This window comes from Micromonospora krabiensis, from assembly GCF_900091425.1.
Classification (GTDB): domain Bacteria; phylum Actinomycetota; class Actinomycetes; order Mycobacteriales; family Micromonosporaceae; genus Micromonospora; species Micromonospora krabiensis.
The window spans coordinates 717,753-738,529 of record NZ_LT598496.1 but is presented as its reverse complement, the minus strand read 5'-3'; the positions used below and the strand labels follow the sequence as shown (position 1 = coordinate 738,529).

The 20,777-nt window shown below is 70.5% G+C and carries 19 protein-coding genes; 7 read left to right on the top strand and 12 right to left on the bottom strand.

Going from position 1 to position 20,777, the window contains the following annotated elements; translation table 11 throughout:
- Window positions 1-123: 123 nt before the first annotated feature.
- From GA0070620_RS03320 to GA0070620_RS03305, 4 genes are all read right to left on the bottom strand, one after another.
- A complete protein-coding gene (locus GA0070620_RS03320) occupies window positions 124-1,341 on the bottom strand; it encodes a mandelate racemase/muconate lactonizing enzyme family protein (protein ID WP_091588466.1) in 1,218 nt (405 codons plus the stop codon).
- 1 nt (window position 1,342) lies between these two features.
- Complete coding sequence (locus GA0070620_RS03315) at window positions 1,343-2,170, bottom strand: carbohydrate ABC transporter permease (protein ID WP_091588464.1); 828 nt, start codon at window positions 2,168-2,170, stop codon at window positions 1,343-1,345.
- Window positions 2,170-2,970: a carbohydrate ABC transporter permease gene (locus GA0070620_RS03310; protein ID WP_231922197.1), complete on the bottom strand. Its 801-nt coding sequence runs from the start codon at window positions 2,968-2,970 to the stop codon at window positions 2,170-2,172. The genes GA0070620_RS03315 and GA0070620_RS03310 overlap by 1 nt, the downstream gene beginning before the upstream one ends.
- 184 nt (window positions 2,971-3,154) lie before the next feature.
- Complete coding sequence (locus GA0070620_RS03305; protein WP_091588461.1) at window positions 3,155-4,420, bottom strand: ABC transporter substrate-binding protein; 1,266 nt, start codon at window positions 4,418-4,420, stop codon at window positions 3,155-3,157.
- 157 nt (window positions 4,421-4,577) lie between these two features.
- Between GA0070620_RS03305 and GA0070620_RS03300 the strand changes: the two genes are divergently transcribed.
- Entirely contained in the window at window positions 4,578-5,348 is a 771-nt protein-coding gene (locus GA0070620_RS03300) for a FadR/GntR family transcriptional regulator (RefSeq protein WP_091588459.1), read from the top strand.
- A gap of 131 nt (window positions 5,349-5,479) precedes the next feature.
- On the opposite strand, the gene GA0070620_RS03295 is transcribed toward GA0070620_RS03300, so the two are convergent.
- A complete protein-coding gene (locus GA0070620_RS03295; protein ID WP_091588456.1) occupies window positions 5,480-6,865 on the bottom strand; it encodes an RICIN domain-containing protein in 1,386 nt (461 codons plus the stop codon).
- A gap of 497 nt (window positions 6,866-7,362) precedes the next feature.
- Between GA0070620_RS03295 and GA0070620_RS03285 the strand changes: the two genes are divergently transcribed.
- Window positions 7,363-8,838: an endo-1,4-beta-xylanase gene (locus GA0070620_RS03285; RefSeq protein ID WP_091588452.1), complete on the top strand. Its 1,476-nt coding sequence runs from the start codon at window positions 7,363-7,365 to the stop codon at window positions 8,836-8,838.
- A 104-nt stretch (window positions 8,839-8,942) separates the two neighbouring features.
- Entirely contained in the window at window positions 8,943-9,278 is a 336-nt protein-coding gene (locus tag GA0070620_RS03280; RefSeq protein ID WP_091597908.1) for a YnfA family protein, read from the top strand.
- A 78-nt stretch (window positions 9,279-9,356) separates the two neighbouring features.
- Here GA0070620_RS03280 and GA0070620_RS03275 read toward each other — a convergent pair whose 3' ends face one another.
- Window positions 9,357-10,358, bottom strand: a complete 1,002-nt coding sequence (locus GA0070620_RS03275) for a zinc-dependent alcohol dehydrogenase family protein (RefSeq protein ID WP_091588449.1) — start codon at window positions 10,356-10,358, stop codon at window positions 9,357-9,359.
- Between the two features lie 126 nt (window positions 10,359-10,484).
- Here GA0070620_RS03275 and GA0070620_RS03270 point away from each other — a divergent pair, with 126 nt between their 5' ends.
- Window positions 10,485-11,054 (top strand): CGNR zinc finger domain-containing protein, encoded by a 570-nt coding sequence (locus tag GA0070620_RS03270; RefSeq protein ID WP_091588447.1) that lies wholly within the window; start codon window positions 10,485-10,487, stop codon window positions 11,052-11,054.
- Window positions 11,055-11,168: 114 nt separating this feature from the next.
- Here the strand turns inward: GA0070620_RS03270 and GA0070620_RS03265 are convergent, their stop codons facing one another.
- Complete coding sequence (locus tag GA0070620_RS03265; protein ID WP_091588445.1) at window positions 11,169-12,065, bottom strand: LysR family transcriptional regulator; 897 nt, start codon at window positions 12,063-12,065, stop codon at window positions 11,169-11,171.
- Window positions 12,066-12,243: 178 nt separating this feature from the next.
- On the opposite strand from GA0070620_RS03265, the gene GA0070620_RS03260 reads away from it, so the two are divergent.
- Window positions 12,244-12,963 (top strand): SDR family oxidoreductase, encoded by a 720-nt coding sequence (locus tag GA0070620_RS03260; protein ID WP_091588443.1) that lies wholly within the window; start codon window positions 12,244-12,246, stop codon window positions 12,961-12,963.
- A 54-nt stretch (window positions 12,964-13,017) separates the two neighbouring features.
- On the opposite strand, the gene GA0070620_RS03255 is transcribed toward GA0070620_RS03260, so the two are convergent.
- Both GA0070620_RS03255 and GA0070620_RS03250 read right to left on the bottom strand, forming a co-directional pair.
- The gene (locus tag GA0070620_RS03255; protein WP_091588441.1) at window positions 13,018-15,051 is read right to left on the bottom strand and encodes an amylo-alpha-1,6-glucosidase; all 2,034 of its coding nucleotides are present in this window, start codon (window positions 15,049-15,051) and stop codon (window positions 13,018-13,020) included.
- Window positions 15,048-15,428, bottom strand: a complete 381-nt coding sequence (locus GA0070620_RS03250; RefSeq protein ID WP_091588438.1) for an SCP2 sterol-binding domain-containing protein — start codon at window positions 15,426-15,428, stop codon at window positions 15,048-15,050. Before GA0070620_RS03250 ends, GA0070620_RS03255 begins: the two co-directional genes overlap by 4 nt.
- A 229-nt stretch (window positions 15,429-15,657) precedes the next feature.
- On the opposite strand from GA0070620_RS03250, the gene GA0070620_RS03245 reads away from it, so the two are divergent.
- The gene (locus tag GA0070620_RS03245) at window positions 15,658-17,112 is read left to right on the top strand and encodes an alkaline phosphatase PhoX (protein ID WP_091588435.1); all 1,455 of its coding nucleotides are present in this window, start codon (window positions 15,658-15,660) and stop codon (window positions 17,110-17,112) included.
- Window positions 17,113-17,150: 38 nt separating this feature from the next.
- On the opposite strand, the gene GA0070620_RS03240 is transcribed toward GA0070620_RS03245, so the two are convergent.
- From GA0070620_RS03240 to GA0070620_RS03230, 3 genes are read right to left on the bottom strand one after another with little or no spacing between them, the layout of a single operon-like run.
- On the bottom strand, window positions 17,151-17,807 hold the full coding sequence (locus GA0070620_RS03240; protein WP_157741523.1) for a 4-carboxy-4-hydroxy-2-oxoadipate aldolase/oxaloacetate decarboxylase: 657 nt from the start codon (window positions 17,805-17,807) through the stop codon (window positions 17,151-17,153).
- Window positions 17,804-18,520: a PIG-L deacetylase family protein gene (locus GA0070620_RS03235; protein ID WP_091588433.1), complete on the bottom strand. Its 717-nt coding sequence runs from the start codon at window positions 18,518-18,520 to the stop codon at window positions 17,804-17,806. Before GA0070620_RS03235 ends, GA0070620_RS03240 begins: the two co-directional genes overlap by 4 nt.
- Entirely contained in the window at window positions 18,517-19,452 is a 936-nt protein-coding gene (locus tag GA0070620_RS03230; protein ID WP_091588431.1) for a DUF6282 family protein, read from the bottom strand. Before GA0070620_RS03230 ends, GA0070620_RS03235 begins: the two co-directional genes overlap by 4 nt.
- A gap of 316 nt (window positions 19,453-19,768) precedes the next feature.
- Between GA0070620_RS03230 and GA0070620_RS03225 the strand changes: the two genes are divergently transcribed.
- A complete protein-coding gene (locus GA0070620_RS03225; RefSeq protein WP_231922196.1) occupies window positions 19,769-20,725 on the top strand; it encodes an ABC transporter substrate-binding protein in 957 nt (318 codons plus the stop codon).
- Window positions 20,726-20,777: the final 52 nt, after the last annotated feature.

Genomic DNA, 20,777 nt, shown 5'->3' with positions numbered 1-20,777 from the left:
GCCGGCATCCGGCCAGACGGAGCCGGTCCCGACCGGGCCTCGCGGCGGTCACGCCACCCGCGCCCGCGCTCGTGCCGGGGGACGCCGTCGGCGTCCCCCGGCACGCGGACAGGAGCGATCGGGTCAGGTGTGCGCGGCGGAGGTGACGTCCTCGCGTACGCGCAGCGGGGCGAGCGATGCCTGCCACCTGGACGCGTCGTCGTCGGCTACGGGCAACAGTCGCCGCCCGGCCCGCTCCGGCCGGACGTTGGGGCTCGACTGACCGTCGGGCCGCCCGCCGACCGCCCGGATGCGACTCTCGTCGACCCGCACGCCCAGGCCCGGCGAGTCGCCGAGGACGAAGGCGCCGTCCTCGACGTGCAGGTCGATGGAGACGCCGACCGGCGGACGCAGGTCCTGCAACTCGCTGGTCAGGTGGTTCGGCAGAGAGGTCGCGGCGTGCAGCAGGCCGACCGGGCTGTTGCCGATCGGGCTCACCGGAAGGTCGTGGGCGTGTGCCAGCGCGGACACTCGCAAGAAGTGGGTGACGCCCCAGACGGCGGCCGCCTGCACGACGTCGACCGCGCCCGCGGCGATCAGCGGCCGGTACTGCTCCAGGCCGGTCAGGTTCTCGCCGGTGGCGACCGACGCGCGGATGCCCCGACTCACCGTGGCGTGCCCCTCGGCGTCCCAGCGCCGGACCGGCTCCTCGATCCAGATCAGGTCCAGGGCGCGCTCCAGCTCGCCGACGTGCCGTACCGCCTGCTTGCGGGTCCAGGCCTCGTTCACGTCGAGCATCAGACCCGGACGCCGCCCTCGACCGGCCTCGGTCAGCACATCCCTGACCAGGCCGAGGCGATGCCGGTCGCGGTCGATGTCGAGGCCGCCCTTGAGCTTGGCGGCCCGCAGCCCGTGCCGGGCGTAGACCTCGTAGGCCGCGACGAGTTCGTCGTCGTCGAGGGCGATGTCCAGCCCGGACGCGTAGGCGGGAACCCGCCGGTCGCGGCCGCCCAGCAGCCGCCAGAGGGGTTCGCCGGCGGCCTGCGCCTTGATGTCCCAGAGAGCGGTGTCGAGCGCGCCGATGGTGCCGAACACCGGGCCGGCGTGTCCGGCCTTGAAAGTGTGTCGCAGCATCCGATCGTAGAGGCTCGCCACGGAGCGGGGATCCTCGCCGTCGATGGCGGCGAAGATCCGCTCGATCTCGACGTGTGGCCCGAGACCGACGCCGGAGATCCCCTCGTCGGTGTCGACGATGACGATCGACACCGGGACCGCGCCGTCCGCGAAGACGCCGTTGGCGTCGCCGACGGGCCGTCCCCATTCCTGGACCGTGGTGAGTGTCCGATAACCGGTGACCCGCATGTCAGCCTTTCGTGGAACCGGCGGCGACGCCGTCGGCGATCTGCCGCTGGAGGAAGAGGTAGAGCAGGAGGACGGGCAGCGCGGCGATCAACACTCCCGAGGCGAAGGTGGGGATGTCGTCGGAGTACTGCCCCTTCAGGGAGGTCACGCCGACCATGAGCGTCCGATGGTCGGCCGAGGGCATCATCACCAGCGACATGAGGACGTCGTTCCAGCAGAAGAGGGTGTTGAGGATGCCCACCGACAGCAGCGCCGGAGTGCCCAGCGGGAGCATGATCCGGCGGTACACGCCGTACACGCTGTTCCCGTCGATCCTGGCCGCGTCGACGATCTCCGGCGGGATGGTCTTGTAGTAGCTGGTCATCAGGAAGACGGTGAAGGGCAGGAACTGCGCCACGTAGACGAGAATCAGGCCGAGGTAGGTGTCGATGAGCCGGCTGTCCGCCATGATCCGGGCGAGCGGGACCATGATCACCTGGAACGGCACGAAGAGGCCGGCGAGGCAACCCAGGAAGATCGCCGACGAGCCGCGGAAGCGCAGCTGACTCAGCGCGAAGCCGGCCATCGACCCGAGCAGGAGCAGCAGGACCACCGACGAGGTCACGACGATGACCGAGTTGACGAAGTAGCGGCCCATGCCGGCGCTCTCCCAGGCTGTGCCGATGTTCTCCCAGCGGAGCGTGTCGGTCAGCGAGAACCGGTCGAGGATGTACTCGCGCCGGGTCTTCACAGCGACGTTGCCGGTGAACAGCAACGGGTAGACGGTGGCCAGCGCGAGCAGCGCCATCGGAATCGCCACCAGCCACCTGCCCCAACGGCTGTGCGACATCAGTCCTCCCTTCCGGCCCGCCTGAGCAGTTTGATCTGGAGCAGTCCGACGACGAGCATGATCACGAAGAGGACCGTGGAGGCGGCGGACGCGAGGGCCGGGCGGTTCATCTGGCCCTGCTGGATCCAGACGTAGTACTCCGGCAGGTAGGTCGACCCCTCCGGACCGCCGCTGGTCATGACGAAGAGCAGGCCGAACATGGAGGTCAGCATGCCGATCATGGTGGTCACGAAGACGAACTGGATGGTTCGCGTCAGGCCCGGAACGATCACGTGCCGGATGGTCTGAGCCAGTGACGCGCCGTCCACCCGAGCGGCGTCCAGGAGCGCGGCGTCCAGTGTGGCGAACCCCGTGAGGAACACCACCAGCGACATGCCGAACGTCGCCCAGATGTGGACGCCGACGACCACCAGCATGGTGATGTCGGGGTCTCCGAGCCAGTCGACGGGGCCGACGCCGGCCGAGACGAGCAGGGCGTTGAGTGGCCCGTCGAAGGCGAGGAGGAGGTTGAAGATCGCTCCGACGATGACCGGGGAGAGCACCGCCGGAAAGAAGTAGACACTTCGGTAGAGGCGGTGACCGGGCACCTTCAGGTAGATGAACGTCGCGAGCAGGCCGGGGATGGCCACCGCCACCGGGAGCAGCAGCACCAGCAGGCCGACGTTGCCCAGCGCGGTCTGGAACAGCGGATCACCGAAGATCTCGCGGTAGTTGTCGAGGCCGACGGCCGTTCCGTTGCGCTCACCGTCGCCGGTGAAGGAGAAGTTGACGCCGAGCAGCAGCGGGTAGAGCCGCAGCACAACGATGATCAGAACGGCCGGGGCGACCAGGTAGTAGGGGGCGAGACGCTCGGACCTGACCCCGCGCGAGGCACGCCGGCGGGGCCCGGCGCCCGGGCGCCGGAAGGATGCGGCCGTTGCCCCGTCGGTCCGCCCGGCGTGCACCGGGCGGACCGACGGACGTGCGTTCCCGATCGGCACAGGCTCAGCCCGCCTGGTCGGAGGCGCCCAGCTGCTTCATGACGTCGTCGACGCCGACCGAGCCGCCGAGCAGTTGCTGGGACAGTCGCCCCATGAGGTCCAGCGTCTTGGAGGAGAGCGCCACGTGCAGCGCGGGCTTGCCGCTCTTGGTTTCCGCGACGATCGTGCCCAGGGCGGCACCACCCTCGGAGACGTCGATCGTGGTGTCGGCGGCGACCGCGCCGGCGGAGGCGTAGAACGACGTGAGCGCGTCGGTCGAGGTCAGTGAACGCACCAGGTCGGCGGCGACCTTCGGGTCCTTCGTCCACTTGGCGACCCCGTAGCCGATGCCGCCGTCGTACGGCAGGCTCGGCGTGGTGCCGGCGGTGACGACCGGGGCGTCCATGACGCCCAGCTTGTCGGCCGTCAGGAACTCGTTGAAGTCCTTCCAGTGCCCCACGTCGGACATCAGTCCGATGACGTGCGCGGCCTTACCCGACTGGAACACCGCGAACCCGTCGTTGAACATCGCCGTCGAGTTCGCCCCGTCGTTGTTCAGCCCCGCGTCGCCGGCCTCCTTCCAGAGCTGGAAGACCCGCTTCACGTTGGGCGAGTTCCAGTCGCGCTTCCCGGCGATCCAGTTGTCGTACTCCTGGGCGGTGAGGATGCCCGAGCCCAGGGCGGACAGCCAGAACTGGATGCCGGCGCCCTCCTTGTTGCCGAGGGCGAAGCACTTGGCGCCGGCCTTGGCGATGGCGGCGCAGTTCGCGACGAACCCGCTCCAGGTGGTCGCCGGGCTCGCCGGGTCGAGCCCTGCCTTCTCGTAGATCGCCTTGTTGTAGTAGATCGGGTGGCCCTGCAGGGTCACCGGGCTGGCGTAGATCTTGCCGTCCTTCGCGAACGCGTCCCAGCCGGCCAACCGCTGCTTGTCACCAGCCACGTACTCGTCCAGTGGCACCAAGGCGTCGACCCGGTCACGGATCTGCCCGCCGCCGTTGAACATCATGACGTCCGGGCCCTTGCCCGACTGAATCGCCGCGCCGAGCAGCGTGTAGTACTGGTCGAACGGCTGAGCCACGAACTCGACCGTGACATCCGGGTGCTTCTTGGCGAAGTCGGCCTTCGCCTTCTCCACATAGGACGCGCTGCTCGGTTCGCCGGACTTCCAGTCCCAGACCACCAGCTTGCCGGCCTCGCCGGCGGGCGAGGACTTCGAGCCGGTGGCACTGCCACATCCGGTCAACGCCAGTCCCGCGACGAGGACGGCCGACCATATCGCTCGCATTTTCATCGCGGTTCACCTTCAGATGGGGGGTGGCCGGTGGGGGGGGTCCGACCAGGCATCTTTGAGGAGCGGAACGTAACTCGTTATACGTCTTACGTCAATGGTCAGTCGTAAACTAGGTCTGGTTCGTGGCATATCGTCGCGATGAGCCACCGGAGGAAAGATGACCACAGCTCGGGAGACAAGCGCGGACACGTCGCCGACGCCGGCCTGGACACGACGGCCCACCAACCTGGCCAAGGCCGTGACAGCCGAGCTGGTGGAACGCATCGTGCGGGGCGCGCACCCGCCGGGCACTCCCCTGCCCCCCGAGCCGGTGCTCTGCGAGACCTTCTCGGTCAGCCGAACCGTCGTGCGGGAAGCGGTGAAGATCCTCCAGGAGAAGGGCCTGGTGCAGGTACGCCAGGGCGCTGGCACGATGGTGACCCCACCCTCGTCGTGGGACATGCTGGACGAGCTGGTGCTCGCCGCGACCATCGCCCAGGACGACACCCTGGCCATCCTCGACGACCTCGTCGTGACCCGTCGCCTCCTCGAGTCCGACATGGCCAATCTCGCCGCGCGGCTGGCCGATCAGCACGTCGTCGACCAACTGCGTGAGCTGGTGGACCGGATGGACGAGCTGGTCGGCGACGCCGCCGCCTACCACGAACACGACCGGGCGTTTCACGACACGGTCATGCGGGCCTCGGGAAACCGGATCGCCCGCGGGGTCGTCCGGTCACTGGAGAGCCAGGTGATGAACACCGCCCGGTACATGGGGCGAACGGAGCGGTCGCTGTGCGTCGCGTCCAACCAGGGGCATCGCAAGATCTACGAGCGCATCGCGGCACGTGACCCCGAGGGCGCCGCGGAGGCGATGTTCACGCACATCACCGAGGCCTGGCTGGTCCGGCGCTCCGGCTCGGGGAAGCCGGATCGCCTGCGACGGTGACCGGGCGTCCCGCGCCGACGGGTCGACCGTCACACCGCGGCCCGGCTGGTAGCGGACGGGGGCAGCCGCCACCCGCGGACGCGGTGGCGGCTGCCCGACCGGCTCGGCGTCGTCGGTGACGCCACCGACCATCACGAGAACTGGGCGAAGAACCTCCAGATCTCACCCTTGGTCCAGGTCGCGACGCCGCTCTCGGCGTACGTCCCGTCCACCGGGCCCGGCATGTGGCCGTTGTCGAAGGCGGCCCACTGCACCGGATAGCCCGAACGGCATCCCGTGTAGCCGGTGGTGATGTGCGTACGGCTGCCCGGGGCCGGCTCGCTCGGGCTCTGCGCGGCACAGCCGTTGTTCCGGACGAAGGTGTCCCGAAGCGCACGCCCCTGGGAGATGTTGAGGACGTTGTCCGTGATGCCGTGCAGCCCGAAGTACGCGATCGGTTGTGTGCCTCCGCTGCACCCGCTGATCTGTGCGCCGGCGATGACCGCCACGGCGCGGAACACGGTGGCCCGCGCGCACGCCAGGGCGTAGCTCATCCCGCCGCCCCAGCTGAAGCCGAGGGCGAACCGCTGGGCGGGATTGACGCAGAGCCCGCTCTCGATCCGCCGGATCATGTCGTCGACGAAGGTGACGTCCTCGCCGCCGGCATTGCCCCAGCCGTTGCCCAGGCCCTGCGGAGCGACCAGGATGGCGGTGTTGTTCGACTGTTCCTGCTGGCCGTAGTAGGACCAGGCCGCGCCGCTGGTGCCTCCGGAGGAGACGTCCTGCATGGTGCCGCCGCGCCAGTGGAAGGCGAAGATCAGTCGGTAGCGGGTGTTGGGGTTGTAGTTGGCCGGTACCCGCAGGATGAACGAACGGCTCTTACCGCCGCTCTGGATCGTGTGCGTGCCGCTGGACAGCGTCGGCGCGCTGCCGCAGCCGCTGCCGTCCGACGGCGGCGGTCCGCCGCCGTCGACCCGGACGAGTTGCCACTGCTGGTTGGCACCGTTCCAGTCGGCGTACTGGACGATGTTGCCGCCGTCGGCCGTCGACGCGCCCTGCACCTCCACGACCTTGCCGCTGTGGCGGCTGATGAGGCGGACGTGGCCGCCGTCCGAGTCCGCCAGGCGGAACTGCTGGTTCGTCCCGTTGACGTCTGCCCACTGGACGATCGCGCCGCCGTCGGCGGTGGAGAAGTTGGCCACGTCGAGGACCTTGCCGGAGTGCCGGGACTTGACCCGGTAGTAGCCACCGCCGGAGTCGACGAACTGCCACTGCTGGTTCGCGCCGTTGTGCCGCGTCCACTGGGTGACCCGCGCACCGTCGTTGGTGGCCGATCCGTACAGGTCCAACGCCTTGCCGCTGTTCTGGTTCACCAGCACGTACCAGGCGCTGGTGTCCACCGTCGCCGCCTCGGCGGACGACGCGTTGGCCGCGACGAGGGTTCCGGCGGCCAGGACGGCAGCCGCCGCGGCGGCCATCCCGGACCGCCAGCGAGGTCGTGGCGGGGAGGCGGGACGAGCCTCACCGGTGAGGTTCATGGTCGACTCCTTCGATCGGGACGACCCGCGAGCGCAGCGCGGGCGCCCAGTGAGGGTGTGCCAGCGTCCGGTGGTGGCGTCAGCACAGTGGAGGTGGTGCGGGTTGTGGCCCACCGGCCACGGGACTCCGCGCGCCGCGGGCCAGGCGATCGAGGCGGGCCGCGTGGGCCGCGCGGCGGTGCCCGTCAGGCTCCCGGCAGCCATGCCCGCGCCGTCGAAGTTAGCGTTCACATCGTCATACGTCAAATGTTTTATGTCGATCGACATCAATGTCGCAGCTCACACCGCCTGAACGACCCGATAGCGAGATCACTCAAGCCCAAGGGCTGCGGAGCAGGCACTTGATGAGTCCGTAGCCTTCTGGCAACCTTACCGTCATCAATGTTAGCGCTCCCACGGCGGCTGTCGGGTGTTGCCCGGTAGCCGGCCCGGCTGTGGGTGCGTCGACAAGCCGCCCCGTCCCGACCGCCCCGACCACCATCGCCAGGGAGCCACCCGTGAGACGACCACCTCCACCCGGCCGGCGCCGCCGGCATCCCGCGAGGCGCGCCCTGCTCGCGCTCCTCTCCGCCGGCGCCCTGATCGCCACGCTGGTCGCCCCGGCCAGCCCGGCGACCGCCGGCACGACCCTGGGAACGTCGGCCGCGGAGAAGGGCCGCTACTTCGGCGCCGCCGTCGCGGCGCAGCGCCTCTCCGACAGCCAGTACGTCACGATCCTCAACCGCGAGTTCAACTCGGTCGTCGCCGAGAACGAGATGAAGTGGGACGCCACCGAACCCCAGCAGGGCGTCTTCACCTTCGGCAACGCCGACCGCATCGTCAACCACGCCCAGTCCCGCGGCATGTCGGTGCGCGGGCACACGCTGCTGTGGCACGCGCAACAGCCCGGCTGGGCGCAGAACATGTCCGGCTCCGCCCTACGCAACGCCGCGATCAACCACGTCAGCCGGGTGGCCGGCAACTACCGGGGGAAGATCCACTCGTGGGACGTGGTGAACGAGGCCTTCGCCGACGGAGGCGGCGGCGCCCGCCGCGACTCCAACCTCCAGCGCACCGGCAACGACTGGATCGAGGCCGCGTTCCGCGCCGCGCGCGCCGCCGACCCGGGCGCCAAGCTCTGCTACAACGACTACAACACCGACGGCGTCAACGCGAAGTCCACCGCTGTCTACAACATGGTCCGCGACTTCAGGGCCCGCGGCGTACCGATCGACTGCGTCGGGTTCCAGTCCCACCTCGGCACCACCCTGCCCGGGGACTACCAGGCCAACCTGCAACGGTTCGCCGACCTCGGCGTCGACGTGCAGATCACCGAGCTGGACGTCGCGCAGGGCGGCAGCCAGGCGACGATCTACGCGGGCGTCACCCGCGCCTGCCTGGCCGTCGCACGCTGCACCGGCATCACGGTCTGGGGCGTCCGGGACAGCGACTCGTGGCGTAGCGACAATCCGCTCCTCTTCGACCGCAGCGGGAACAAGAAGGCCGCGTACACCGCGACGTTGGACGCCTTGAACGCCGGCGGCTCCGGCGACCCCGGTCCGATCGACACCAGCGCCTGGTACGTGCTCGTCAACCGCAACAGCGGCAAGGCGCTCGACCTGTACAACCGGGACAGCGCCGACGGGGCGCGGATCACCCAGTGGTCACGCAACGACGGCGCGAACCAACAGTGGCAGTTCGTCGACTCCGGCGGTGGCTACTACCGGGTCAAGTCCCGGCACTCCGGCAAGGTCCTCGACGTGTACAACTTCTCCACCGCCGACGGCGCCGCCATCGTGCAGTGGAGCGACCACAACGGGACCAACCAGCAGTTCCGCGTCGCCGACTCCGGCGGCTACGTACGGCTGGTCAGCCGGCAGAGCGCCAAGGTGGTGGAGGTGCAGGGCGCGTCGACGGCCGACGGCGCGAACATCGTCCAGTACGCCGACTGGAACGGCGCGAACCAGCAGTGGCAGCTCGTCCGGGTCGGGTGACACCGCCTGGTTGACCGACCGGCAGCGCACGCCGGGCCGGGTGGAGGTCTCCGCCCGGCCCGGTGACCCCGGATGGCTCCGACGAGTTCCGTTACGGTCTGGCCATGACGCTCGCCCGCTCGATCCTGCTGTTCCTGGTCGCCGCGCTCGCCGAGATCGGCGGCGCCTGGCTGGTGTGGCAGGGCTGGCGGGAGAGCCGCGGGCTGCTCTGGATCGCGGGCGGGGTCATCGCCCTCGGGATCTACGGCTTCGTCGCCACCCTCCAACCCGACCCCAACTTCGGCCGCATCCTCGCCGCCTACGGCGGGATCTTCGTCGCCGGGTCCCTCGCCTGGGGCATGATCGTCGACAAGTTCCGTCCCGATCGCTACGACCTCGTCGGCGCGGCGATCTGCCTGGTCGGCGTCGCCGTCATCATGTACGCCCCCCGCGCCAGTTGACGCGCCGCACGTCCCGGTTCCGGAGGGCGGCGGCGTGGGCGCCGGAACCGAGCGGTCCCGGCGCCCACGGTCGCGGTGTCAGGCTGCCGTCGCGGGCGTGAACAGGATCTTGCCCGAGCGCCGCTCGCGGCCCGCGTGGGCCAGGGCCTCGGCAAACCGCTCCAGCGGGTACGTCGCCTCCACCTCCGCCCTCAGCACGCCTTCCTCGACCAGCTCGGCGAGCTCGGCGTAGATCCGGGTCAGCTGCTCGCGGGGCTTGTCACGGATCCAGGAGAGGATGAAGAAGCTGCGCAGCGAGATCGAGCGGTAGATGAAGTCGCCGAGCGGCAGCACGGGCGCCTGCCCGGTGATCGCGCCGAAGGTGACGACGCTGCCGCCGTCCTCGACCACGCGGGCCAGCTCGCCCACGTGCTGGGGCCCGCCGGTGCCGTCGAGGAGCAGGCGCAGCCGGTGCTCGCCGAGCGCGGCGGCGGCGCGGTCACCGAGCCCCTCCCCATCGAGCACGACGAGGTCGGCTCCGAGTTGCCGTACCTGCTCGGCGGCCTCCGCACGGCGCACCACGGCCACCACGCGCACCCCGGCCCGCTTGGCGAGGGTGATGACGTGCTGGCCGACAGCCGAGTTGGCCAGGGTCAGGCCGATCCAGTCGCCGGGCTTGAGCTCGGTGTAGTCGTGCAGCAGGCCGTACGCGGTCGCCGGGTTCACCGGCAGCATGGCGAGCTGCACCGCGTCCGCCGTCTCCGAGATCGGTACGACGTCCCGGGCGGCCACCACGGTTCGTTCCGCCCAGGTCCCGTGCCTGAACGTCGGTAGCAACAGGACCCGCCGCCCCACCAGGGACTGGTCCGCGCGGGACCCGGCCTGGAGCACGCGTCCGACGCCCTCGGCGCCGAGCGGGGCCGGGGGCTGCGGCTGGACGCTGAACCAGCCGGCGGTGAAGAGCAGGTCCGCGGGGTTCACGGGGGCGGCCTCCACCGCGACGAGCAGGTCCTCGGCCCCGAGGGTCAGGTCGGGATCCCGGTCGAGGGTGATCGTGTCGTTCAGGTCGCCGCCGACCTCGGTGAGGATGAGCTGGCTCATGAGGGGTACTCCTCGCACTGGGCAGCCGTAATTGGCTATCAAAGTTTGGCCATTACTTTCTAGCGCCTCCGCCAGGGCCCGTAAAGGTCTTTGTTATTTAGACCATGTCGGAGTACCGTTCGGCCCATGGCCACCTACGACAGCCCGGAGGCGGATCCGCGGATCCCCGCGTCGGCCGGGGCGATCGTGGACCTGCTCAACTCCCGGCCCCACGCGACTCCCACGCTGCCGGACGGTCTCGACGACCCCGAGCAGGCCGCGGCGATCCTCAGCAGGTTCGCCCCCGCCGCGCAGGCAGCGCCGACCCCTGACCTACTCGAGCGCGTTCGCGCCGTACGCGACGACCTCATGGCCGTACTGGCGGCCGGCACCCCGGAACAGACCGCCCAGGCGTGGACGACCCTGACCGAACGGAACGCCGACCTCACCTTCCGGCAGACCTTCTCCACCGACGGGCGGGCACACCTGCGACCGGCGACCGGTGATCCCGTGGTGGCCGGGATCCTCCTGCTGGTCGCCGAACTCACCACGGCGAACACCTGGTCACGGGTACGCATCTGCGGCAACGAGCTGTGCTCACACGTCTTCTACGACACAACCCGCAGCCGGACCCAGCGGTGGCACTCGTACGAGATGTGCGGCAACCGGACGAATGTCGCCGCGTACCGCGTACGGGCGCGGGAGCGCGCCAGCTGACGATCACGTGGAAGCTCTACCTCACCGCACTACGCCCAACGCGGCGGCCAGCACGACGGAATCACCGTGACCGTCGTCTGAGCCGACGTCCGACCCGCCCCGCCTGCCGCTCGACTATTCGCCCGGCGCCGGCGGCGAGGTTTCCGTCGCCCGGGCCCGCCGCTCGGCCAGGTCGACGAACTCACGCACCAACGGCGACCGGTTGCTCTCGGCCCAGGCCAGGCAGACCTGGTTGGGCCGGAGGTCGTCGACGAGCACGTGGACGACGTCGGGCCGGGTGTAGAACGCCGCGGTCGACAGGGGCAGGATCACCACCCCGCCGTACGCGGCGACGTGCTCCAGCTTCTCCTCCACCGAGTTCAACTGGGGCCGCGGGCGGGGGTCGGGCTCGGTCGGCCGGTGCGGCAGGTCCCGCCATTCCGGCACCGCCTCCGGGTCCTGGAGCAACCGTTCCTCGACGAGTTCGGCCAGGCCGACCGACGCCCTGCCGGCCAGGCGGTGCTCGCCGGGCAGGACGACGACGCGGGGCTCGCTGAACAGAGGGAGCAGGCGCACGCCGCGCTGGTCGACCGGCAGCCGTACGTAGCTGACGTCGGCGCGCCCGTCGCGCACCACCTCGACCTGCTCGTTCCAGGAGGTGCGGACGACGCCGACGGCCAGGTCGGGGTGCCGCTCGGCGAGGGCGCGGGCCTCGGCGGTGACGATGATGCCGGGCATGAACGCGATGGTGAACGTCGCCCTGCCGTGTGCGGCCTGCCGGACCCGCCGGCGCAGCGCCTCGGCCGAGTCGAGCAGCGGGTAGGCGTCGGCCAGCAACTGGCTGCCGGCCTCGGTCAGGGCGGTCGATCGGCGGTCCCGGACGAAGAGCTCGGCCTGGAGTTCGTGCTCCAGGGCTCGGATCTGGCGGGACAGGACGGGCTGGGCGATGTGCAGGCGCGCGGCGGCCCGGCCGAAGTGCAGCTCCTCGGCGACCGCCACGAAGTAGCGGAGCTTGCGCAGATCGACGTCCATCCGGCCCCTCGTCCCGGCGTACGGCGCCTACTCGCGGTGCACGCGGCGGCGCCCGACCGGAACGATACCCGGCGGGCATCACAGGAGGTGGAGAAGGTCTTGGACGCGGCCTGCCCGGCCGGCGCAGGGTGGAACCGTCACTACGACACCTTCCCGTCGCACTCCGAAGGACAAGATCATGACTCTCACCGACCAACGCGTCGTCGTGCTCGGCGGCACCTCGGGGATCGGTCTCGCCACCGCCACCCTGGCCGCCCGCGAGGGTGCCCAGGTCGTGGTCGCCTCCAGCAACCAGCGCAGTGTGGATCGCGCCCTGTCGACCCTTCCGGCCGGCACCACCGGCCACGTCGCCGACCTCACCGACACCGGGGACGTGTCCCGGCTGTTCGAGGACCTCGGTCCGTTCGACCACCTGATCTACACCGCCGGTGAGCCGCTCGCGCTGATGTCCGTCGACGCCCTCGACCTCGCTGCCGCCCGCGCCGCGTTCGAGCTGCGCTACTTCGGATCGCTGTCGGCCGTCAACGCGGCCGTGCCGCACCTGCGCGCGGGCGGGTCGATCACCCTCACCACCGGTACCGCCAACCACCGGCCCGGCGCGGGATGGTCGGTGGCGGCCAGCATCACCGGCGCGATCGACGCGCTGGTCCGCGCGCTCGCCGTCGAGCTCGCCCCGCTCCGGGTCAACGCCGTGTCCGCCGGGGTGATCCGCTCGCCGCTCTGGGACTCGCTCCCCGAGGAGACCCGCGAGCAGATGTACGCCCAGCTCAGCGCATCGCTGCCGCTCGGCCGGGTGGGCGAGCCGGAGGAGGTCGCGCAGGCGTTCGTCTACCTGCTGCGCTCGACGTACGCCACCGGCACGGTGGTGACGGTCGACGGTGGCACGTTGATCGCCTGAGCAACGGCCGGGCCTGGGAGGCCCACGCGGGCGGCTGGAGGGCCACCGGCGAGATCAGACCAGCCGGCTGCGGCCCAGGGCGTCGGCGGTCCCCCATCGCCCAGGAAGGTCGAGGATCTCGATACGACCCAGCCCAGGGGGCACCGAGGGGTCGATGATGAGGTGGTCCTCGTGCGGCTGCAGCCCGAGCATGACGCGGAGCAGCAGCAGTGGCGCGCCGGCCGACCACGCCTGCGGGCTGCACGCGGTGGGGTACTGCACGGGATAGTTGGTGAGGTCTCGCTGGTAGCCCGCGAAGGCTTCCGGGAGGCGACCTTCAAAGTGCCGGGAGGCGGCGAGCAGTCCGGTGCAGATCTGCCCGGCCTGATCGCGCAGTCCGTAGCGCCACAGGCCCCAGGCGATGATGGAGTTGTCGAACGGCCAGACGGTGCCGACGTGATAGCCGAGAGGGTTGTAGCGGCCCTGTTCGGTGGCCAGGGTACGGACGCCCCAACCGGTGAACATGCGCGGACCGAGAAGATGCTCCGCGACGCGGGCGGCCCGGTCGGTGTCGACGATGCCGCTCCAGAGCAGGTGCCCGATGTTCGACGACAGGGCGTCGACCTGGTTGCCGTCGGCGTCGAGGGCGAGGGCGTAGTACTCGCCGTCGGCCACCCAGAAGTCGCGGTTGAACCGTTCCTTGAGTTCGGCGGCCTCCCGTTCGAGGCGGCGCGCGTAGACGCCGTCGTTCCAGACGGTACGTGCCAGCCGGGCTCCCCTGATCTTGGCGTCGTAGGCGTAGCCCTGGAGCTCGCAGGTCGCGCGAGGAAACCCGGGGAGCCGGCCGTCACGGAAGCTGACGGCGTCGTCGGAGTCCTTCCAGCACTGGTTGGGCAGCCCGCTGCGGGGGTTGCGCGTCTGGTAGTAGATGTAGCCGGTGCCACGGCTGTTGCCGTAGGTGTCGATCCAGTCCAGCGCGGCCCGGGCCTGAACCTCCAGCCGACGGACGAGTTGCTGGTCCCCGGTCCAGCGCTCGTACTCGTCCAGCAGGATCACGAACAGGGGGGTGGAGTCGGCGGACCCGTAGTAGGGCGAGTGGGGTTGCTCCTCGAAGCCCGCCAGCTCGCCGTAGCGCAGCTCGTGCAGGATCTTGCCGGGCTCCTCGTCCCGGAAGTCGTCGAGGCGGCTGCCCTGCAGGCCGGCGAGGATCGCGATGGTCGACGGCACGAGGTGCGGCAGGAACGGCAGCGCCTGAAGGGCGGTGAAGATGCTGTCGCGACCGAACAGGGTCATGAACCACGGCAGCCCCGCGGCGATCAGTTGGCTGCCGAAGGCGATGGACTCGTAGCGCAGCGAGCCGAGGTCGCGCACGCTCGTCTCGTACGCGGTCGCCAGCGGCAGGTAGTCGCAGGTCAACTTCGGGGCCAGCGCCCTGAACTGCTGCCGCTCCGCCCTGATCTCGTCAACCGGGCGGTCCATCCCGATGGGTAGGGTCTCGCGGAAGTCACGCCCGTCCGCCCCGATGATCAGGGCCTTCGTGTGCAGCGTCGTACGCCACTCGCCGTGCTGCTCGATCCGCAGGTGGAAGGTCATCCCCTGCTCGTCGACGCTCGCCGGGACGCTGCTGGTGACGCGGACCTGCCGGTGGAACTTCTGGCGGCGGTAGTTGAGCACCAGAGTGCTGTCCTCCACCTGGGCCGTCGCGCCGGCGGGCTTACGCTGCGCGTTCTTGATCTCGAAAAGGTCGGCGAAGTCCGAGCCGATCTCCATCCGCAGCGCCAGGTCGACCGCCTTGGTGGTGTGGTTGAGGACGGTCAGCGTCTCCTCGAAGCTGCCGTTGATGGCGCGTTGCCGCAGGACGGAGATCTGCGTGTCGACGTAGTGGCTGGGTTCGCCCGGCACAAGGAAGTAGGTCGTCTCGTAGGAGGTCTCCTCGTCCACGGACAGCGCGTGCAGTCGCTCACCGTCGAGCGTCAGGATCCAGGTGGACAGGAAGCGGGTGTCGAAGGAGAACAGACCGGTCGGGTACTCCAGCGACGGTTCGATGTCCCCGCGCCGGTCGGACACCACGAAGGTGTTGCCCTCCAGGAGGCTGATCAGCTCCTTCACGACGGGACGCCGGGTGGCACGGGCTCGACGGCGCGCGGGTCGCGCGCCTGCGGTGACGGCGGGAAGAACCGCTGGAAGGCCAGGAAGAGCATCACGTCGCCGCTCAGTGTCGCCTCGTTGCGCAGCACCGCGGCGACCGGTTGGGAACCGCCCGTCACCAGGGTCTCGAACAGCGCCACGTCACTGCGCCACACCGTGTCCGCCGCGGCGTATCCGCGAGCGGCGGTCGGCACGCCGCTCCGCATGGTCACCACCCAGTGCTCGGTGTGTTCGCCGGTGTAGAGGTCGACACGAAGCACCCCGCTGACGGGGCTGCGCAGCCCTTGCGGAGTCCGTGCTTGCAGGGTGCCGAAGAACTGCTCAATCAACCCTTCCACAACGGAGAATCCTACGACCCAATAGCGACAAAACGGTCAAGCTCGGTCATCATCTCGTCATCGCGGGCCCCGACGGCGACCGGGCGCAGCTCGATCGTCGACGGGTGACACGTGAGCGGCCCTGAATCTTCACCCCGATGTCGCCCACCCATCCCGTGGATGACGCGTACGGGTCGGCCCGTGGGGGTTGGTTTCACATCGCACTCGATGTGAACAGGAGCTGATTCACGTGCCTTCGTCTCGTCGTACCTTCCTCGCCGGCGGTGCCGCCGCCGGTGTGGGCCTCGCCGTCGCCGGTGGCCTGCCGTCCCTGGCCCAGGCCCACCCGGGCCGGCCCCGCCCGCCGGTCGGGGCCGGCCACGTGCCGTTCCCGCCGCTCGTGGACGACCCCAAGGGCATCCTGGCCCTGCCCAAGGGCTTCAGCTACACCATCGTCACCCGGGCTGGCGTCACCCGCCTCGACCACGGTCAGGGCGTGACTCCGGCGGACCACGACGGCATGGCCGTCTACGACGCCGGCAACGGCCGCTACACCCTGATCCAGAACCACGAGATCGACCCGGGCGCCGAGTTCGGCGTTCCGCACGTCAAGGGCACGGTCTACGACCCGGGCGCGGTCGACGCCGGCGGCTGCACCGTCATCCGGACCGACCGCGCGGGCCGGAACCTGGGTGAGTTCGTCGCCCTCTCCGGCACCGTCGCCAACTGCGCCGGCGGTCCGACCCCCTGGGGCACCTGGCTCACCTGTGAGGAGACCGAGGACCGCGCCGGCGACACGTGGGAGGAGGACGGCCGGACCGGCGTCTTCAAGAAGGACCACGGCTACGTCTTCGAGGTCCGTTCCGACGGCGGCGCCGACCCGACGCCGATCAAGTGCCTGGGCCGGTACTCGCACGAGGCCCTCGCGGTGGACAAGGACCGCACGAAGATCTACCTCTCCGAGGACGCCGACGAGCCCAACGGCCTCTTCTACCGCTGGACCGCGCCCCACGGCGTCCGACTCGGCCCCGGCGTGCTCACCCGCCTCGCCCCGAACGCCGGCGTCCTCGCCGCGATGCAGATCATCATGGACGACGGCTCGGTGCTGCCGGACGTCGCCTACCTGACCTCCGCCCAGCTCGGCCGCCCGTTCCCCGTCCGGTGGATCGAGGTGCCCGACCGCGACGCGCGGACCACGCCGGTGCGCGAGCAGTTCGCCGACGGCCAGGTCACCCGCGGACGCAAGTTCGAGGGCGTCTGGGGCACCGACGAGGGCGTGTACGTGGTCAACTCCTACGCGTGGGACGAGGGTGACCTCCCGGCGGACGCGGCACCGCACGACGGCATGGTCTGGTTCTACGACTACCGCGCCCAGACCATCCAGCTGGTGACGTACTTCCCGCACCAGACCCAGTCCGAGGAGGGTACGGCCGTCAAGTACAACGACCTGACGTTCGACGGGCCGGACAACGTGACCGTCACCCCGTGGGGCAGCCTGGTGCTCGCCGAGGACGGTTCGGGCGCGTCGCACGTGCTGAGCTCGATCCCGGGGGGCCCGACGTACGCGATCGCCCGCAACCAGCTCAACGACTCGGAGTTCTGCGGGCCGACGTTCAGCGCCGACGGCAAGGTGCTCTTCGTCAACATGCAGGACCCCGGTCTCACGCTGGCCATCACCGGCCCGTGGGAGAAGTACCTGGGCTGACCGGGCCGGGCGGTGGGGTCGCGTGATCGGCCCCGGCCCTACCGCCCGCCGGACTCGTCCTGCGTACGCAGCCCGTGCAGGTCGTAGCTGAACTCGCCGGCCGCCAGCCGGGACCGTAGTCCGGTCTCCCTGGCCAGTCGGCTCCTCGTCGCGGCGACCACGTCGTCCACGCGCGTCCGCCGCACCACCACGGCACCGTCGGCGTCGAGCACCACGACGTCCCCCGGATCGACGGTCTCACCGCCCACCGGCACCGGCACGTCGAGCGCGCCTCGCTCGCGTTTGGTGGCGCCGCGTACCCGACACCAGCGGGCCCACACCGGCAGGCCGAGCGCGCGGAGTTCGTCCACGTCCCGCACGGCGGCGTCGACCAGAATGCCGGCCGCGCCGGCGACCTTGGCCTGGGTGGCCAGCAGCTCACCGATCAGGGCGACGGGGGCCGGCTCGGGCATGGTGAGCACGAGCACCTCCCCGGGACGGACGAGCGTCATGGCCTCGTGCACGGCCCGGTTGTCACCCTGACCGCAGCGGACGGTCCGGGCGGGGCCGGCGACCCGGGACCCCGGCACCACCTGCACGAGGTCCACGTCGATCAGGCCACGCCGACCCGCGGCCTCGTAGACCGTGGCCACCCCGGCGGCGGTCAGCGTCTCGATCACCGCGGGTTCGGCGGCCGCCGCGTCGTGGGCGGTCACAGCGCACTCACGACGTTCGGGATCAACCGCTGGAACGCCTCCGCCTGCCGGACGGCGGCCTCGCCGGTGACCCGGCGGGCGTGGTTGCCACGGTGGTCAGCACGCTGCGTGTAGTACTCGCGCAGGTAGCCCTGGGCCGCCATCGCCGCCATCGCCTCCTGCTTGGCCGGCATCGCCTCGGTGATGTCGACGAAGACGGTGGGGACGAACCCGCACAGCTCGGGTTGGTGGGGTTCGAAGGCCAGGAACTCCGAGGGCGGCGCGGTCCGGAAGCCGCTGGACACGCCGGCGCCCGCGGTGAGCTGCCGGGCGGTCGCCACCGCGGCGTGCGCCGTCGGGTGGTCGGGGTTGAACGGGTCGCGCTCGGGGTGGGTGAGCACCACGTGTGGCGCGTACTCACGCATCAGCGCCGCCAGCCGGTCGACGTCCTCGTTCCGGATCCGCAGCGGGTAGTCGCCCAGGTCGAACGCCTCGAACCGGGCGCCGACCGCGGCGGCGGCGCGCTCCGCTTCGGCGTGCCGCAGCCGTTTGACGTTCTCGACGGTCTGCTGCGGATCCTTCCACAACTCGCCGGACTCACCCCGCTCGCCGTAGGAGAGCGCCAGCACGACGGCCTCGCCGCCGGCACGCGTGTGCGTGGCGATCGTCCCGGCGGCCCGCCAGACGAAGTCGGCCGAGTGGGCGCCCACCACCAGCATCCGCCGCCCGCTCATGCCGGCTCCGTTGCGACCGGCGTCACCAGCCGGCGCGAGTTGACCACCGCCATGACGTGGATCTCCTCATCGGTGAAGCCGGCCTCGAACAGGCGGTCGGCGAAGAGCGCCAGACCGTCCTCCACCGGCGGGTTGAACGGTTGCCCCAGGTCGCTGGAGAGGACGGAGTGCGCCACACCGACCGACCGGATGGTGGCGAACAGGTCCGCCCAGTCGACCTTGCCCGAGTGCGGGGTGGTGAAGCACCGCTCCAGCAGGGCGCCCGCCTCGGCCAGCTCGCGCTGCCGCGCGGGCGTCAGCCGCTGCGAGGTGAACTCGGGATGGGTCACCACGATGCGGCGTACGCCCTCCTCCCCCGCGGCCCGGACCACGGCGGCGATCTCGGCGCCGCTCAGGTGGCCGGTGGCGAGCGCGATGTCGTGCCGGGCGATCACCCGCAGCACCTGGCGTACGCGGTCGAGAACCCGCCCCGCGGCGTCGACGACCTCGACCGGGTCCGGCACGATGCCCTGGCTGTGCAGGTCGGACTGGAAGGCCCCCCACATCGCCGGCGTGGCGCCCGGCAGATCGGTGGCGGTGCTGCGCCGCTGGTTTCCGGAGTCCACCGTCGGCATCCAGACGATCCGCGCGCCCTGACGCGCGGCGACCTCGGCGGCGACCGGGTTGATGCCGCCCATCGCGCCGTTGAGGGTGAGTGCACCGAGGACGTCGACCTCGGGCACGACCTTACGGACCACCGCTGCCCGCTCGGCGGTCGCCACGTAGTGGGACTTGAGGACGAAACCGGCCAGCCCGACCTCGGCGCAGCGGTGCGCCAGATCGATGTCGTCGATGCGCCGGGCCATCACGTCGGGGGCCACGTGCACGTGCGTGTCGTAGGCACCACGGACCGCGGCGCGGGCGCGGGCGGACGGGACCGGGTGGTCAGGCATCGCGCTCCTCGGTGGGCCTTCGAGCGGTGTGGCACGGCGCACTCGGACGAGCGCGTGGCGGTCGAAGGGACGGGATCCGCCGGGCGCAAGCATATCGGCGACCATGGCTCTTTCAAGAGGCACTCAGCAGGCTTGTGCACAGTGGACAGACGGAAACCCTTGCGTGGCAACCTTGTTGCCACCGCTCGCATCCGTTCGGGACAGACGGATGCCGCCAGTCTGATCTAAACTCGTCTATCGGGGCGGACCTGCGTCGTCCCGACCTCCGCCGACAGAGGCGGGCCGAGCAGCGCGAGGCTGAAGCTGGAGGCACCGCATGGGTAAGCGCTTTCACACGCTGGTGGCGGCCTGGCTGATCGTGGCTCTCGCCGCCGCCGGCTGCGGCGGCACCGACGACAACGGCGGTGACCCGACCGGCGACGCCCCGGACAAGGTCTCCTACATCACGGCGTTCGGCGCGGTGGGCCGAGACGCCTTCGCGTGGGTGGCCAAGGAGAAGGGCTACTTCGCCGAGGTCGGCATCGAGGTCGACATCAAGGAGGGCGCTGGCAACCAGCAGAACCTGACGGCGCTCAAGTCGGGGCAGGTCCAGTTCGCGGCGCTCGACTTCACCGGCGCCGTCATCCAGGCGGGCAAGGGCGAGTTCACCGACTGGCGGGCGGTCGCCGCGGTGCACCAGCAGACGTTGATCTCGGTGATGACCACCAAGGACACCAACATCACCACCCCGAAGGACCTCCAGGGCAAGACGATCGCGACCGGCGCCGGCTCCGTGACGGAGCTGCTCTTCCCGGCGTACGCGCGGCTGGCCGGCCTCGATCCGGCGACGGTGAAGATCGAGGGTGTGCAGGCCACCGCACTGAACGGGCTGATGGCGAGTCGGCGGGTCGACGCACTGGGCACGTTCCTGCTCAGCCGCGGCGCCCTGCAGACGGCCGCCCGGAAGGACGTCGTGGTCCTGCCCTACAGCGACTACCTGCCGGACCTGTTCGGCAACGCGATCATCACGACTCCGTCACTCATCAGCGAGGACCCGACCTCGTGCAGCGGTTCACCCGGGCCGCGCTCAAGGGCCTGGCCTACAGCATCGAGCACCCGGACGAGGCGGCGACGATCCTCAACAAGGCGAAGCCCACCTACACGGTCGCGGCGGGCAAGGGCGAGATCGAGGCGATGGCCCCGCACGTCCGTCCCGCCGGCGGTGCCCAGATCGGGTTCATGGACGAGTCGCGGGTCGCCCAGACGATCGCCGTGCTCGAACGCGCCAACCTGATTCCGCCGGGCCTGGCGCCCTCGGCCGTCCTGGACCCGACCATCGTCAAGAA